Source organism: Cyanobium sp. Aljojuca 7A6 (assembly GCF_024346455.1).
Classification (GTDB): Bacteria; Cyanobacteriota; Cyanobacteriia; order PCC-6307; family Cyanobiaceae; genus Cyanobium.
On the sequence record NZ_JAGQCY010000001.1, the window covers coordinates 265,439 to 279,584 of the forward strand.

At 68.8% G+C, this 14,146-nt stretch carries 15 protein-coding genes; 10 read left to right on the plus strand and 5 right to left on the minus strand.

From position 1 onward, the window contains the following. Positions 1-80 precede the first annotated feature (80 nt). The 3 genes from KBY95_RS01395 to KBY95_RS01405 all read left to right on the plus strand — a co-directional run bounded on the left by KBY95_RS01395 (position 81) and on the right by KBY95_RS01405 (position 2,166). Positions 81-452 (plus strand): STAS domain-containing protein, encoded by a 372-nt coding sequence (locus KBY95_RS01395; RefSeq protein ID WP_254962882.1) that lies wholly within the window; start codon positions 81-83, stop codon positions 450-452. A 46-nt stretch (positions 453-498) separates the two neighbouring features. Further along, positions 499-912, plus strand: coding sequence for an ATP-binding protein (locus KBY95_RS01400; RefSeq protein WP_254962883.1), 414 nt, complete (start codon positions 499-501; stop codon positions 910-912). A 105-nt stretch (positions 913-1,017) separates the two neighbouring features. Continuing rightward, positions 1,018-2,166 carry a PP2C family protein-serine/threonine phosphatase gene (locus KBY95_RS01405; protein WP_254962884.1) on the plus strand — a complete coding sequence of 383 codons (1,149 nt, stop codon included), beginning with the start codon at positions 1,018-1,020 and terminating at the stop codon, positions 2,164-2,166. Here KBY95_RS01405 and KBY95_RS01410 read toward each other — a convergent pair. Beyond that, positions 2,150-3,334 (minus strand): ABC transporter ATP-binding protein, encoded by a 1,185-nt coding sequence (locus KBY95_RS01410; protein ID WP_254962885.1) that lies wholly within the window; start codon positions 3,332-3,334, stop codon positions 2,150-2,152. The genes KBY95_RS01405 and KBY95_RS01410 overlap by 17 nt on opposite strands. Positions 3,335-3,363: 29 nt before the next feature. On the opposite strand from KBY95_RS01410, the gene KBY95_RS01415 reads away from it, so the two are divergent. The 3 genes from KBY95_RS01415 (at position 3,364) to KBY95_RS01425 (ending at position 4,753) form a co-directional block, all read left to right on the plus strand. Continuing rightward, positions 3,364-3,792, plus strand: a complete 429-nt coding sequence (locus tag KBY95_RS01415) for a Rid family detoxifying hydrolase (RefSeq protein ID WP_254962886.1) — start codon at positions 3,364-3,366, stop codon at positions 3,790-3,792. Positions 3,793-3,860: 68 nt separating this feature from the next. Next, complete coding sequence (locus KBY95_RS01420) at positions 3,861-4,136, plus strand: cell division protein SepF (RefSeq protein WP_254962887.1); 276 nt, start codon at positions 3,861-3,863, stop codon at positions 4,134-4,136. Between the two features lie 80 nt (positions 4,137-4,216). After that, positions 4,217-4,753, plus strand: coding sequence for a L,D-transpeptidase (locus tag KBY95_RS01425; protein WP_254962888.1), 537 nt, complete (start codon positions 4,217-4,219; stop codon positions 4,751-4,753). 7 nt (positions 4,754-4,760) lie between these two features. Here the strand turns inward: KBY95_RS01425 and KBY95_RS01430 are convergent, their stop codons facing one another. From KBY95_RS01430 to KBY95_RS01440, 3 genes are read right to left on the minus strand one after another with little or no spacing between them, the layout of a single operon-like run. Continuing rightward, a complete protein-coding gene (locus tag KBY95_RS01430) occupies positions 4,761-4,991 on the minus strand; it encodes a hypothetical protein (RefSeq protein WP_254962889.1) in 231 nt (76 codons plus the stop codon). After that, positions 4,988-5,287 carry a TIGR02450 family Trp-rich protein gene (locus tag KBY95_RS01435; protein WP_254962890.1) on the minus strand — a complete coding sequence of 100 codons (300 nt, stop codon included), beginning with the start codon at positions 5,285-5,287 and terminating at the stop codon, positions 4,988-4,990. The genes KBY95_RS01430 and KBY95_RS01435 overlap by 4 nt, the downstream gene beginning before the upstream one ends. Next, positions 5,287-6,123: a fumarylacetoacetate hydrolase family protein gene (locus KBY95_RS01440; protein ID WP_254962891.1), complete on the minus strand. Its 837-nt coding sequence runs from the start codon at positions 6,121-6,123 to the stop codon at positions 5,287-5,289. The genes KBY95_RS01435 and KBY95_RS01440 overlap by 1 nt, the downstream gene beginning before the upstream one ends. 138 nt (positions 6,124-6,261) lie before the next feature. On the opposite strand from KBY95_RS01440, the gene KBY95_RS01445 reads away from it, so the two are divergent. The 4 genes from KBY95_RS01445 to KBY95_RS01460 all read left to right on the plus strand — a co-directional run bounded on the left by KBY95_RS01445 (position 6,262) and on the right by KBY95_RS01460 (position 13,183). Then, positions 6,262-8,016: an NAD-dependent malic enzyme gene (locus KBY95_RS01445; RefSeq protein ID WP_254962892.1), complete on the plus strand. Its 1,755-nt coding sequence runs from the start codon at positions 6,262-6,264 to the stop codon at positions 8,014-8,016. Between the two features lie 111 nt (positions 8,017-8,127). Further along, positions 8,128-9,711, plus strand: coding sequence for a bifunctional orotidine-5'-phosphate decarboxylase/orotate phosphoribosyltransferase (locus tag KBY95_RS01450; RefSeq protein WP_254962893.1), 1,584 nt, complete (start codon positions 8,128-8,130; stop codon positions 9,709-9,711). 43 nt (positions 9,712-9,754) lie between these two features. Then, a complete protein-coding gene (locus KBY95_RS01455) occupies positions 9,755-9,976 on the plus strand; it encodes a DUF3136 domain-containing protein (RefSeq protein ID WP_254950241.1) in 222 nt (73 codons plus the stop codon). Positions 9,977-10,045: 69 nt separating this feature from the next. Beyond that, positions 10,046-13,183: an efflux RND transporter permease subunit gene (locus KBY95_RS01460; protein WP_254962894.1), complete on the plus strand. Its 3,138-nt coding sequence runs from the start codon at positions 10,046-10,048 to the stop codon at positions 13,181-13,183. On the opposite strand, the gene KBY95_RS01465 is transcribed toward KBY95_RS01460, so the two are convergent. Next, entirely contained in the window at positions 13,180-14,085 is a 906-nt protein-coding gene (locus KBY95_RS01465; RefSeq protein ID WP_254962895.1) for a TraB/GumN family protein, read from the minus strand. The two genes, KBY95_RS01460 and KBY95_RS01465, sit on opposite strands and share 4 nt — an antisense overlap. Between the last annotated feature and the right edge of the window lie 61 nt (positions 14,086-14,146).

Sequence of the window (14,146 nt, forward strand, 5' to 3'; positions counted from 1 at the left end):
TGCACAACACAACCCAGAGTGCGTCTTGCAGGACAGTGGCCCAACCCAGGTAATGTCACTTGACTCAATTTCCAGCGGTCATGATGCAGACGGCTTCGATCCGATCGGACGATGTCCTGGAGGCCGATGGCTCCATCAAGCTGCGCAAGGTTGTGCTTGCAGGTCGCCTCGACATGCTGGGCATGGAAGACATTGCCCTCAAGCTCACATCGTTGACAGCCATCAAGCCACTGCGTGTCATTGTCGATCTGCGCGATGTCAGTTTTCTGGCCTCCATCGGCATCCGCAGCATCATCTCCAGTGCCCGCGCCCTGGACCAGAAGGGTGGCCGCATGGAGCTCCTTCTCGGCGACATCGAACTGGTGAAGGCCACGCTGGAATCCACGGGGATCGATGACGTGATCCCGATGATCAGCGATGAGGAGCAGGCCGAACGGGAAGCGCTGTCCTGAACCTCGACCGATGGCGCCACCGCAGCCCGACGCTCTCCGTCTTTCCGTGCAGCCCAGCCCCCTCGAGCTGCGCCGCTGCTCCGTCTGGCTGACGGACAACTGCCAGAACCAGTCCGTCCCCCCCGGACCCACAGGCAAGCTCGATCTCTGTCTCAACGAGGTGCTGGCCAACCTCATCGACCACGGCGGGGCTGCCGATTTCAACTGTCCGGTGGATCTGACCCTGGAGTTGGCCGACTGCGGCGATCGGGGGCTGGCCACCCTCACCATCACCGATGCCGGCCCGGCCTTCGATCCCCTCGGCGTCAGGCGCGGGCCCTTGCCAAGCAGCCTCCAGGAGGCGGAGCCCGGCGGTCTGGGGCTACTCCTGGTGAGTCGTTTCATGGATGAACGCAGCTACGAGAGGGCCGGGGGCAGGAACGTGCTTAAGCTCGGCATCTACTGGCCGAAAGGACCCTGATCTGGAATGTGCGTCGAGCCCTCACTCTCCCTTGATTCCTCGACCACCAATTCCCTTCCCTTTCAGGAGATTCCACTCTTCCGGAATGTCAGGCCCGACCAATTGATGGCGGCGCTGAATCGCTGCGATGTGCTGCCCTTGGCGGCAGGCCATGTGCTGCTCACCCCTGGCCAGACCAACGAGGACATCTTCATCATCCTGGCGGGAACGGTCACCGTTCACCTCGGCGCCGAGGGCTCCAGGGGGAAGGGAATTGCGATTCCCATCGGGCAATGCATCGGCGAGTTCTCCGCTATCGACGGAAGGCCGGCGTCGGCCATGGTGCGGGCAGAGGATGAGGCGGTCGTCCTGAGGATTCCCCAGCAGGTGTTCTGGACGCACATGGTGCAACTGCCGGGGGTGGCTCGCAACATGATGATTTCCCTGGTGGAGCGCACCCGGCTCACCAATCAACTGACGCTCGCCGCCCAGAGAGAAGCCCTGGAACTGTCCCATCTCCGCAAGGAAATGGACCTGGCCCGGGACCTGCAGCTGGGCATGTTGCCGCCGCAGGGCTGCTTGTTTGCCGAGCATCCAGACATCGAGATTGCCACTCTCATGGAGCCTGCGACCACGGTGGCAGGGGATTTCTTCGACGCCTTTTTCGTCGAGACGAACAAACTCTTCGTCTGTATCGGCGACGTCTCCGGCCATGGTCTGGGGGCCGCGTTGTTCATGGCTCGCACGGTTGGGCTGCTCAGGATTCTTGCGAACACGGAGTCATCCCCGGACGCCGTCCTGCGGCGCCTCAATGACAGCCTCACGGAGGGGAACGAAGCGTCCCTTTTCGTCACGATGTTCTGTGGCTATCTGGATGTGGACTCAGGCCTGTTCACCTACTCCAATGGTGGCCACTGCCCGCCCCTGCTGCAGCAACAGCACGAGATCCATCCGATTCCGATGCCAAAGGGTGTGGTGGTCGGTGTGTATCCCGACCGAACCTATCGAAATCTGACCCTGCAGCTCGAACCCGGAGACCTGCTGATGGTGTACACCGACGGTGTCACCGAAGCTGAAAACATTCAAGGGGAACCCTTCGGTATTCAGGGTTGCCAGCGGCTGCTTGCTCAGGCGGGTCAGGTTCCCCTGAATGCGTTGGTTGACGAACTGCGCCACCGATTGCGGGGCTTCACCAACAGCCAACACCTTGAAGACGACTGCACATTGCTGCTGCTGAGGCGGCGCCTGGTGCCCGGCCTCAGGGAGGGGAGTTGACGCTTTCGGCGCTGCGCCCCAGCGGCAGGGTCACCAGCGAGCGTCCACCAGGAAACAACAGCGCCGACTCTCCGGAGCGGAACCGCAGCCGTCCCCGCCGGCCGTGGGGGTGGTCCGCCTCCAGGGGCGCCCGCCAGCGCAGCCGGTGGTCACCGAGCTGCACTTGGTAGAGCCATTCCCGGCCGAGGAACTCACGGCCCGTGATCCAGGCCGGTCCCTCCTCCTCGGGCAGAAACTCCAGGGCCTGGGGGCGAACCATCACCTCGATGGCCTCCGGTCCCTCCCCGACCGCTGTTCCCCTGGCAGCCGGCTCGAGATCCCCAAGAACGGTCTGCAGCCGGCGACCTCGCCAGCAGGCCGGTAACAGGTTGGACTGGAGGACGAACTGGCCCACGAAGGCGGTAGCGGGCTGGTCGACCAGTTCGCGGGGCGGGGCGCACTGGTGCAGCACGCCATCGCGCAGCACCCCCACCCGGTCGCAGATCGCCAGGGCTTCCTCCGGATCGTGGGTGACCATCAGGCCGCTGGCGCCGCAGCGGGCCAGCACAGCTGGAAGCTCGCTGCGCAGCCGCAGCCGGACCTCCACATCCAGGTTGGAGAAGGGCTCATCCAGCAGCACCACCGAGGGCGAGGGCGCCAGGGCCCTGGCCATGGCCAGCCGCTGGCGCTGGCCGCCGGAGAGTTCGTGGGGGTAGCGGCGCTCCAGCCCGCCCAGGCCCAGCAGATCGAGCAGCCAAGCCACCCTGGCGGTGTCCTGGCCGCGGCGCAGGCCAAAGCAGGCGTTGCGCCAGGCGTCGAGATGGGGGAACAGGGCATCGTCCTGGAACACCATGCCAACGCCCCGACGCTCGGGGGGCAACAGCCTCTCCGGCCCCGCCACTTGCTGGCCGCCGATGTCGATGTTGCCGCGGCCAGGGCGCTCGAAGCCGGCGATCAACCGCAGCAGGGTGGTCTTGCCGCAACCGGACGGGCCCAGCAGTCCCACCAGTTCCCCCGCACCGAGAACGAGGTCAATGCCCTTGAGGGTCCAGGAGGAGACGTCGCGGCCCGGGTAGCGGTACCAGAGGTCTTCGATGCGGACGTGGTCGCGCGGGGCGACGTCCGCGGGGGTGGAGGCCGTAGCGGCTGGCGTGGCGGAAGGCGAGGCGATGGTGGTGGAAGAAGCCATAAGATCCCAGTCCTGCATTGTTGCCCGTCATGAGTTCCAACGCAGGCGGGGGTGACGAAAGGCACAGCCCCTTGTCTCATCCGGTCAACACGCCGGCCGCACCGGCCCCGGTGGGCCCCTACAACCAGGCCGTGCTCGCCGCTGGCGTTCTCTACTGCTCCGGCCAGATCGCCCTGGATCCGGTGAGCGGCACGCTGGTCGGAGACGGCGACGTGGAGGCCGAGACCGTCCAGGTGCTGAGCAACCTGCAAGCGGTACTGGCCGCCGCCGGCTGCAGCCCCGAGCACGTCGTGCGAACCACCGTGTATCTGGTGGACCTGAACGATTTCGCCCGGGTCAACAGCCTGTACGCCGCTGTCTTCGGAGCCGGCGTGGCTCCGGCGCGGGCCTGTGTGCAGGTGGCCGCCCTGCCGAAGGGGGCGCGGGTGGAGATCGACGCCATCGCCGTCATCGCCTGAGGCGGTTCTCAGCGAAGGCTCAAAGTCCTCCGCTGGCTGGGGGGGCCGGACTGAGGCAACCTGGACCTATGGAGACCCCCTTCGGCACCTGGTTTCACGAGGTGGTGGTGATGACACCGGGCCGCTTCGAAGAGGCCGTCGATGCGGTGCTGGCGGTGCAACAGTTCAAGACGGTGGTGCTCCACCTCAGTGCGATGGCGCCGGAGGAGGCCCAGCGCACGATCGACTTCGTGTCGGGCGGCGTCTTCGCCATGGACGGTCAGTCGGAGCGCCTCGGGGACACGGTGTTCCTGTTCGCACCGGCTCTGGTGACGATCAGCCGGGATGGGGACGACAGGGACTGAGCAGCCTGTGAGGACTGGGAACCCCGCCCTTGTGGGGCCCTCAACGGGGCAGTAACACGGGCACTGGTCCTGTTCTGCCCATGAAGCGATCCACCGGCCTGGCCCTGCTGGCCCTCGCCTGGGGCCTCACCGCTCCCCTGGCTGGCCCTGGCCCGAGCGCCCTGGCCTTGGGAACCGGTAGCGGGCAGATGGTGCTGGTCCGCACCGAGCGGCAACTGCCCATCAGCGGCGATCCGATCTGGGAACTGCAGCTGCTGCTCCCAGGCCAGCCGCCACGGGCCTACGAAGCCCTGGTGGGACGCGCGCGGCGCCAGGACGGCGACCGTGGCCGGCTGGGCAGCAAGGCGCCGTTACCGCGCGGCCGCTACGCCGTGACCGAGATCACGCCCGTGCAGCCGACGGATGAGGCGGAACTGGGCCGCTTTCTCTGGATCGGCCTGGAACCGGACTTCCCCACCGCTCGCCGGGGCCTGGGCATCCATCACGATCCCAGTGCCGGCCGGGGGCGCGGCAGCGGCACCGACGGCTGTATCGGCCTGATCCACGGCAACGACCTGCTGGTGCTCGGTGATCTGCTGCGGCGCAGCGGCACCACCGAGCTGCTGGTGCGGGACTGAGCGGCGCTCAGGCGCGGCCGGCCAGGGCCTCCTGCAGCCGCGGCTCCAGTTCCCGGCGCTGGGCCGGATCTCCCACCAGCATCAGGGTCCCGGTACCGGGCCACCAATTGAGCCGCAGGTTCGAGACGCCGTCCTCGACAACCAGCATCTCGAAGGAACCCTGGTGCACCCAGTGACCGATGCAGCCAAGGCCCTCGACCAAGGCCTGGAGTTCCTCCAGGGTTCCGTTGAAGGTCACAGGGCCATGGTGGAGTTCAAAGAGTTTAGGGAGTTCGGCGGTATCGGCCCAGCCATCACCGGCCCATCCGCTGGCCCCTGGTCTTGCGGCAGCTGCTGCCAGCCCGGTTGCCAGGCCTGGCGGTCGCGCAATTCACCCAGGGGAACGAGCAGCCGGTAGCCGGGGTCCAACACCGCCTGCAGTTCCACGCTCCGCTCCTGGCCGCGGCCCCGCTGGCCCAGCAGCGCGAAGTGGCGGTAGCCGCCGCTGCGCTCGGCCCGGGCGGGCGTGGCCGTCCAGGCGGCTGAAAGCTTCATCACGCGGAGGGCGAGCGGCGAGCGGCGATGGGCTCCTCGATCACCGGGTTGCGCAGCACACCAATGCCTTCAATCTCCACCTCGACCGTATCGCCGCTGCGCAACCAGCGGGGCGGGTCAGCGGCCATGCCGACGCCGCTGGGGGTGCCGGTGAGGATCACGGTGCCGGCCAGCAGGGTGGTGCTGGCACTGAGGAATTCGATGATCACCGCCACCGGGAAGATCATGTCGGCGGTGCTGGCCGCCTGCACCGTTTCGCCGTTGAGGCGGGTCTGCAGGGCCTGGCTCTGGGGATCGGGGATCGCCGCGGCACTCACCAGGCAAGGGCCAAGGGGCGCGAAGCTGTCGAAGCTCTTGCCGCGGCACCACTGCCCGCCGCCGAGGCGGGGCTGTTTCTGCCAGTCGCGGGCACTGACATCGTTGGCGCAGGTGTAGCCCAGCACCACCTCCAGGGCTTCGGAACGCGGCACGTTCCGACAGGTGCGACCGATCACCACCGCCAGTTCCCCCTCGTAGTCCACCTGGTGGCTGGCCAAGGTGGTGGGCAGGGTGATGGGGGCCTCCGGGTGCTGCACCGCCCCGGGCGATTTCATGAACAGCACCGGATAGGTGGGGATCGCCGCGCCGGTCTCGGCGGCATGGCGGCGGTAGTTCAGACCGATGCAGAGGATGGCCCGGGGCTCCAGGGGGGCCAGGATCCGCTCCACCACAGCCGGTTCCCCGCTGGGCACCAGTTCGCCGAACAGATCACCCTTCAGGCGCTCCAGGCCGCCGTCGGGATGGTGGCAGGCGTGGTGGATCCCGCCTGCCACCTCCTGATAGCGCACGATCTTCATAGGGGCCTCACAGGGACGTCGCGGAGGGCTCAGCAGCGGAACCGCCACCGGCGCCGAACGGCCACTCTCGCCCGGCAGACCGGAACGGGCCCGTCAGCCCGTGGATGATGGGGGCGCCAGCGGAACCAGGAGCACGCCGTGGTCGCCGAACCCCGTCGCCAGCGGAGCACCACCCTCCGGGGCGCCGAGCTGCTCAATGATCCGCTGCTCAACAAGGGCACCGCCTTCAGCCGGGCGGAGCGGCGGGACCTGGGGCTGGAGGCCCTGCTGCCCTGGCAGGTGGAGACGATCGAGGCCCAGGTGGAGCGCTGCCGGCTGGCCTTCGGCGCCATGGGCAGCGACCTGGAGCGCTACGCCTACCTCCAGACCCTGAGGGAGCGGAACGTCACCCTGTTCCACCGCTTCCTCGCCGACCACATCGAGCTGGCGATGCCGATCGTCTACACCCCCACGGTGGGGCAGGCGATCCAGCACTTCAGCCACACCTACCGCAGCCCCAGTCAGGGGATCTACCTGGCGGCGCCGCAGCAGGACCGGCTCGAGCAGCTGCTGGCCCAGGCCTGCGGCGGCTGCACCGGCCGGGCGCCGGCCCTGCTCCTGGTCACCGACGCCCAGGGAATCCTCGGTATCGGCGACCAGGGGGTGGGGGGCATCCAGATCTGCCAGGGGAAGCTGGCCGTCTACACCCTCTGCGCCGGGCTGGATCCGGCCCGGGGGCTGCCGGTGATGCTCGATGTGGGCACCGACAGGCCTGAACTGCTCGCCGATCCCTGCTACCCCGGCCTGCGCCAATCCCGGCTGCAGGGGGAGGCCTACACCGCCTTCCTCGATGGCTTCATCACGGCGGTGCAGCGGGTGTGCCCCGGCGCCCTGGTGCACTGGGAGGACTTCGGCGCCTCCCATGCGCGCCCGGTGCTGGAGGCCTACCGGCACCGGGTGCCGAGCTTCAACGACGACATCCAGGGCACCAGCAGCGTGGCCGCCGCGGCGATCCTGGCCGGCCTGCGGGGCCTCGGGCAGCAGCTGGCCGACCAGCAGATCGTCATCTTCGGGGCGGGCAGCGCCGGCTGCGGCATCGCCGAGCGGCTCTGGCGCCTGCTGCAGCGGGGGGGGCTCACGGCGGCCGAGGCCGCCGATCGCCTCTGGCTGATCGATCGCGACGGGCTGATCCACGCCGGCAGCCATGGGCTTGCTGACGGCGCCCGGCCGTTTGCCAAGTCGCCGGATCAGCTGGCGGCACGGTTCGGGGCGCAGGCCGGCGACGGCGGCCACGGCCCTGGCCTGCAGGCCGTGATCGAAGCGGTGCGGCCGGGGGTGCTGATCGGCACCTCCACCGCGGCCGGGGCCTTCGACCAGGCCGTGGTGGAAGCGCTCTGCAGCGGCGGGGTCCGGCCGATCGTTCTGCCCCTCTCCAATCCCACCCACCTGGCGGAGATCACCCCGGACAACCTGCTGCGCTGGAGCCAGGGCCGGGCCCTCGTGGCCACCGGCAGCCCTTTCGCATCGGTGACCTGCACCGGCAGCGCTGGCCAGCCGATCCAACGGGTGATCGGCCAGTGCAACAACTGCTTCGTGTTCCCAGGCCTGGGCTATGGGGCCGTCGCGGTGGGCGCGACGGAGGTGAGCGACGCCATGATCGACGCCAGCATCGAAGCCCTGGCCCGGGTGATTCCGGCTGCCAGTGATCCTGAGGCGCCACTGATGCCTCCCCTTTCGGCCGTGCAGGCGGTGTCGCAGGCCGTGGCCGAAGCCGTGGCGATCGCGGCGGTGCAGGAGGGCCTGGCGCGCCGGGCCAGCACGGCCGAGGACGCCAGGAGCAGGCTCGAAGACTGCCGATGGAGCCCCGCTTACGCCGAAATCCTGGCTTGCGATGCGCCGCCGGAGCCGGCCTAGGTCCGCCGTGGGGCCGGCCTGCTGAAGCAGTGGCATCAATAAGACCTGTTTCGCCCACTCGCATCGGCCACGGCCCTGGCCTTAGCACCTTGGTCAATCACCCCCCGCGCGATGGGCTTTTTCGTCCGGCTCACCGACGCCATCGCCGCCCGTCAGTCGCTCCTGGTCACCGGCCTTGACCCCAATCCGGAGATGCTGCAGGCCTGGGCCCACCGCCGCGGCATGGGGGGCCGCTCGTTTCTTTCCCAGGCGCGCCACTGGATCAAGGCGGTGGTGGAGGCCACCGCTGATCACGTCTGCGCCTACAAGCCCAGCCTTGGTTTTTACCAGGCCCTCGGCCCCGTCGGCCTGGAGCTGCTGCGGGAGGTGCGGGAACTGGTCCCCCTCGACATCCCCCTGATCATCGATGCCAAGCATGGGGACCTGAACAGCTCCTCGGCCCTGGCCCATTACCTGTTCCGCGACCTCGGTGCCGACGGCGTCACCCTCTCCCCCCTGGCCGGCCAGGACATTGCCGCCCCGTTCCTGCTGTACCCGGAAAAGGCGGTGGTGATCACTTGCCACAGCTCCAACGCCGCCGCCAGGGTGCTGCAGCACCACCCCGACGAGGACGACCCCCTCTACCTGCGCATCGTGCGGGAAAGCCAGCTCTGGGCCACCCCCGACCAGCTGCTGCTGGAGGTGGGCACCAGTGACCCCGCCATCCTGGCCCGGGTGCGCCAGGAGGCGCCGGAGCGTTTCCTGATCCTGCGCAGCCTCTGGGGTGAGGAGGACCGGCTCGATGCCCTGCTGGAGGCCGGATTGAGCCCGTCCGCGGACGGCCTGCTGATGCCCCTGCCCCAGAACCTGCTGGTGGAGGACGACATCGCCGAGCGGTCGGCCGCCCTCAAACAGCGCATCAGCGAACGTCGGGACCGCTGGCTGGAGCGGCGGGCGCAGGACCAGAGCGATGTCTGCAGCCTGTGGCTGCCGGACCGCCTTCAGGACAGCGCCAGCCAGGCCGGCGCGGCCGCCAATGGCGCTGGCGTCGGCGGTGCCGTCGCCAATGGAGCCGGAGATCCCCTGGCCAGCCTGATCGTCGATCTGTTCGACATCGGCTGCCTGCTGTTCGGCGACTACGTGCAGGCCTCCGGGGCCGTCTTCAACTACTACGTGGACCTACGCCAGATCATCTCCGATCCCAACCTCTTCCACCGGGTGCTGCATGCCTACGCCGGCCAGCTCGGAGAGCTGGTCTTCGACCGCATTGCCGGCATTCCCTACGGCTCCCTGCCCACCGCCACCGGGCTGTCGCTGCAGCTGCACAAGCCCCTGCTCTACCCCCGCAAGGAGGTGAAGGCCCATGGGGCCCGCCGCCTGATCGAGGGGGACTTCGAGGAGGGTGATCGGGTGGTGGTGGTGGACGACATCCTGATCACCGGCACCAGCGTGCTCGAGGGCATCGCCAAGCTGGAAAGTTCCGGCCTGGAGGTGGAGGACGTGGTGGTGTTCATCGACCATGGCGGCCAGGCGGACACCAGCGCCCGCCAGCGGCTCGCCAAGCAGGGCTACCGCTGCCACGCCGTGCTCGACATTCCGCGTATCACAGGGGTGCTGCATGCGGCCGGGCGGCTCAGCGATGCGCAGGCCGCCACCCTCGGCCATGCCCCTGCGGCGAGGGCGTTGGGCGTCGAGGGGCTACTGGCCAGCTCGTAGAGTGGTACGGCGTCCCTGAAAAACCCGGGCGCCCCCTTCCGCCATGCCCCAGGTCCAGGGTCAGCCCCCCACGATCGGCGAGCTTGAGGCGAAATATTCCCTGTACTGCAAGGCGATGCGGCTGCTGCTCAAGCAGGGCAGCACCCTGGAGGCAATCCAGCGGACGGTGTGCTGGAGCCGGCTGGAACAGCTCCACATCTGCCTCCCGAGCCGCTACAAATCCCCCGACTATCTCTACGCCGTGCTGAAACGCGACCTGCGCTGATCGCAGGGCCGCTGATTCCCCTGCCAGGATCAACGGGCGCAAAGGGTCGGTGCCCGCTCAGGCGATTCCGTGAAGTCGATCTCCGATCCGTTCCTGCGTCGGCCCGTGCTGACGCTGGTGCTCAGTCTTCTGGTGCTCCTCGGGGGCCTGATCAGCTTGCCCGGGCTGAAGGTGGAAAACCTGCCTCCAATCGCCCCCGGCCGGGTGTCGGTGAGCGCCAGCTATCCGGGCGCCAGCCCCGAAGTGGTGGAGCAGGGGGTCACCAGCCTGCTGGAGAAGCAGTTCAACGGTCTGGAACGGCTGGATTCGATCCGCTCCACCAGTTCGAGCAACGGCAGCAGCATCTCCCTCGGCTTCGAGGGGGGGAATCCGGAGCTCAACCAGATCAACACCCAGAACGAGGCCGCGGTGGTGAGCCGCCAGCTGCCGGCCCAGGTGTCCCGCTTCGGCGTGCAGGTGCGGCGCACCTCCGACGACCTGCTGATGGTGCTCAGCTTCAGCGCCAGCCGCGACCTCTACGACGACGTCTTTCTGAGCGGCTGGGTGGATCAAGTGATCCGCGACAGGTTGCAACGGGTGCCCGGCGTGGGGGAGGTGCGGCTGTTCGGCGGTAGTTCGCTCGCCTTCCGGCTGTGGCTGGATCCGCTGCGGCTGGAACAACGCGATCTCACCATCGCTGAGGTGCGGGACGCCCTCGAGGAGCAGAACGTGCTGGCCGCCCTGGGCCAGGCCGGCGTCGCCCCCTCCCCCGACGACCAGCTGATCACCCTGCCCCTGCGGATGGAAGGGCGGCTGCGCAGCGCCCAGGAATTCGAGGGTCTGGTGATCGACCGCAGCGCCAACGGTGGCGTCACCCTGCTGAAGGATGTGGGCCGGGTGAGCCTGGGCAGCGAGAACTACGAATCGATCGCCACCGACCTCAAGGGCAAGACGGCGGTGGCTGTGGGGGTCTTCCAGCGGGACGGCAGCAACGCCCTGGAGGTGAGCCAGGGCATCAATCGGGCCCTCGAAGCTCTCGGATCCAGCTTTCCGCCGGGTGTGGATCTGCAGGTGATCGTTGATGAGGCGGCCTCGATCCGCACCAGCATCGACCGCACCACCGCGAGCCTGCGGGAGGCGGTGCTGCTGGTGTTTCTGGTGCTGCTGCTGGGGCTCGGCAACAGCCGACTCGCCCTGATCAGCGCCTCGGCGGTGCCGGTGGCCCTGATCGGATCCCTGGCCGTGCTGCGCCTCAGCGGCGATTCGATCAACACCCTCACCCTGTTCGGCATGGTGCTGGCCAGCGGCCTGGTGGTGGACGACGCCATCGTGGTCAGCGAGGACATTGGCCGCCGCCTGGAGAACGGCCGCACACCGCTTCAGGCCGCCCAGGAGGCCATGGCGGAACTGGGCGGCGCGGTGATCGCCACCTCCCTGGTGCTGATCGTGGTGTTCCTGCCGGTGCTCACCTTGCAGGGCACCCTGGGCCGCCTTTACGCCCCGATCGCCCTGACGATCGGCGCCACCATCGTCTTCTCCACCTTCAACGCCCTCACCTTCACCCCGGTGGCCGCCAGCCGGCTGCTGCACGCCGAGCGTCGCGAGCCGGGCTGGCTGCTGCGCTGGATCGATCCGCCCCGCCGGGCCCTGGAGCGGCTGGAAGGCCCCTACGACCGGCTGCTGACCCGGGTGTTGGGCTGGCGGCGGCGGGTGGTGGCCGGCCTGCTGCTCGGTCTGCTGCTCACCGGGCTGGCGCTGCAGCAACGGCCCACGGCCTTCATTCCCCAGGAGGACAGCGGCCAGCTGAGGGGTGTGGTGTTGCTCCAGGACGGCATCGCTTTGCCGCGCACCCAGAAGGTGATGGACCAGGTGCGGGCGGTGGTGGCCGAGGAACCGCTGATGCGGTTCGCCAACTTCTATGCCGGACGGTCCTTCGGGGACAGCTCCCCCAACAAGGGCATCTTCTTCCTGCGGTTGCGCCCGATCGAGGAACGCAGCGGCAGCGACCAGAGCGCGGCCGCCGTGGCCGAACGACTCAACAAGCGTCTGCGCCAGACAATCACCGACGCCACCGTGATCGTGAGCGAATCCCCCACCGTACGGGGCTTCAGCAGTGAGAGCGGCCTGGAGTTCGACCTGCTCGACACCAGCGGTGGCCGCCTCAGCCTGGGGGAATTCCAGCAGGAGGCCGAGGCCTTCATCGCAGCGGCCCGGGAGACCGGTGCCTTCGAGCAGGTGGGCACCCGCTTCAGCGCCGACGCCCCCCTGCTGCGCCTGATCCCCGACCGGCTGCGCATGGCCTCGCTCCAGGTGGACCTCGATGAAGTGGTGAGCGTGCTCGGGGCCAGCTTCGGCAGCGATTACGTCAACGACAGCTTTGAAGGCGACCAGGTGCGCAAGGTGATCATCCAGCTGGAAGGCGGCTCCCGACGAAACGCCGACGATGTGCTCGCTCTCCAGGTGCGCAACCGGGACGACCAGCTGATCCCCCTGGCCCAGATCGTGCGGGTGGAGGCGGGCACCGGCCCCACCACGATCAATCACACCCGTCTGGTGCGCTCGATTAGCATCCGGGCCCAGCCTGGCCCCGGGGTGAGCAGCGGCCAGGCCATCGCCCTGCTGGAGCAGCTGAAGCAGGACAGGGGCAGCACGGCCACCGATCTCGAGTGGGCTGGCCTGGCGCGGGAGGAGGCCAGGGCCGGGGGCGGCAATCTCCAGGTCTTCGCCCTGGCGGTGCTGGTGATGTTCCTGGTGCTGGCGGGTCTCTATGAGAACTTCGCCGATCCCTTCATCATCCTGGCGACGGTGCCGATGGGGGTGCTCGGAGGGGTGCTGGGTCTGGCGCTGCGGGGCCTGCCCCTCGACGTCTACGGCCAGATGGGCCTGCTGGTGCTGGTGAGCCTGGCGGCCAAGAACGCGATCCTGATCGTCGAATTCGCCAACCAGCGCCTGGCCGAGGGGATGCCCCTCGACCAGGCCGTCCACGGCGCCGCCGTCGCCCGTCTGCGGCCGATCCTGCTCACCGCCTTCTCGTCGCTGGCGGGCTTCCTGCCGCTGCTGTTCGCCACCGGCGCCGGCTCCGCCAGCCGCACCAGCATTGGCACAGTGGTGTTCTTCGGGCTCCTGCTGGCCACCACGCTCACCCTGTTCCTTGTGCCCACCCTTTACCGGATCATCAAGGGTTGGGAGCTCAGCCTGGGCGCCGGTCGCCCGGCGCCGCAGCCCTAGGGATCGGGTCGCCAGGCCCCAGCCACGAACCGCTCCGGCTTCAGCCCCTGGTTCCTGAGCAGGGCGATCAGCCCCTGGTCCCCCAGCAGGTGCATCAGACCCACCACCACCAGCGTGTCGTCGGGGCGCCGCAGCAACTGCTGCACCGGAGCCACCCAGGCAACGTTGCGCCGGACCACCAGCCGCTGGTGCAGGTCGGGGCGCTGAAGGTAGTCCCCGAGCAGGAGGGCCTCGAGCCCGGCCAGGTCGCCAGCCCGCCAGGCGCCTTCCAGGGCGTCAAGCCGGGGCCCGACACCGTCCAGTTCCTTGAGTGTGACCGCCAGCAGTTGCATCTGCTCCGCCCGGGGCAGGCCATCGAACAGCTCAAGCTGCTCGGCGGGTGTCTCCAGGCCATCGATCGGCTTGCGGTCAGCGGCGGCCCTGGCCTGGAGCTGGCCCTCCACGCCGCTGTCCGGGGAGTAGCCCCGCTGCAGGAATTCGGCGGAGGCCAGCAACAGGGCCACCGCCCAGGGCTCGAAGCGATCGATCGCCACCTCCGGCAGCCCCAGGCCCGCCAGCCTTGGCTGAAGGGCCCGCCAGGAGGCCGCCGGCAAGCTGTCGTGCAGCGATCGGCCCTGGGGATCGATGGCCCGCCCCAGCAGTTCGCCGGCCAGGTCCGCCGGACTGATGGCGTCCATGTCGAGCTCCATCACCAGCCGCTCCGCCTCGCCATAGGCCTGGCCGTAGGACGGGGGCAGGGCCGCCCGGTCGCGGCGCAGCTGGTGCAGGGAGCCGGCAATGAACACCGTGCCGGCGCCATCGCGCAGCCGCCAGAGCGTGCCCACCTCAGCGGCCGCCACTGGAACGGCGGCCAGCAGCAGGGCCAGCACAGCCAGGGAGCGGCCCAGCAGCGACGCGGGCATGGGCAGCAGCATCGACACCGTGCCCCGGACGCTAGCGACGCGGCTTGACGCACCCGTCACG

What these genes read in the sequence shown, in the direction of transcription:
- KBY95_RS01395 (WP_254962882.1), top strand. Translation starts at nt 81, where the DNA reads ATGATGCAGACGGCTTCGATCCGATCGGACGATGTCCTGGAGGCCGAT.
- KBY95_RS01405 (WP_254962884.1), top strand. Translation starts at nt 1,018, where the DNA reads ATGGCGGCGCTGAATCGCTGCGATGTGCTGCCCTTGGCGGCAGGCCAT.
- KBY95_RS01410 (WP_254962885.1), bottom strand. Translation starts at nt 3,334, where the DNA reads ATGGCTTCTTCCACCACCATCGCCTCGCCTTCCGCCACGCCAGCCGCT.
- KBY95_RS01415 (WP_254962886.1), top strand. Translation starts at nt 3,364, where the DNA reads ATGAGTTCCAACGCAGGCGGGGGTGACGAAAGGCACAGCCCCTTGTCT.
- KBY95_RS01420 (WP_254962887.1), top strand. Translation starts at nt 3,861, where the DNA reads ATGGAGACCCCCTTCGGCACCTGGTTTCACGAGGTGGTGGTGATGACA.
- KBY95_RS01425 (WP_254962888.1), top strand. Translation starts at nt 4,217, where the DNA reads ATGAAGCGATCCACCGGCCTGGCCCTGCTGGCCCTCGCCTGGGGCCTC.
- KBY95_RS01435 (WP_254962890.1), bottom strand. Translation starts at nt 5,287, where the DNA reads ATGAAGCTTTCAGCCGCCTGGACGGCCACGCCCGCCCGGGCCGAGCGC.
- KBY95_RS01440 (WP_254962891.1), bottom strand. Translation starts at nt 6,123, where the DNA reads ATGAAGATCGTGCGCTATCAGGAGGTGGCAGGCGGGATCCACCACGCC.
- KBY95_RS01450 (WP_254962893.1), top strand. Translation starts at nt 8,128, where the DNA reads ATGGGCTTTTTCGTCCGGCTCACCGACGCCATCGCCGCCCGTCAGTCG.
- KBY95_RS01455 (WP_254950241.1), top strand. Translation starts at nt 9,755, where the DNA reads ATGCCCCAGGTCCAGGGTCAGCCCCCCACGATCGGCGAGCTTGAGGCG.
- KBY95_RS01465 (WP_254962895.1), bottom strand. Translation starts at nt 14,085, where the DNA reads ATGCCCGCGTCGCTGCTGGGCCGCTCCCTGGCTGTGCTGGCCCTGCTG.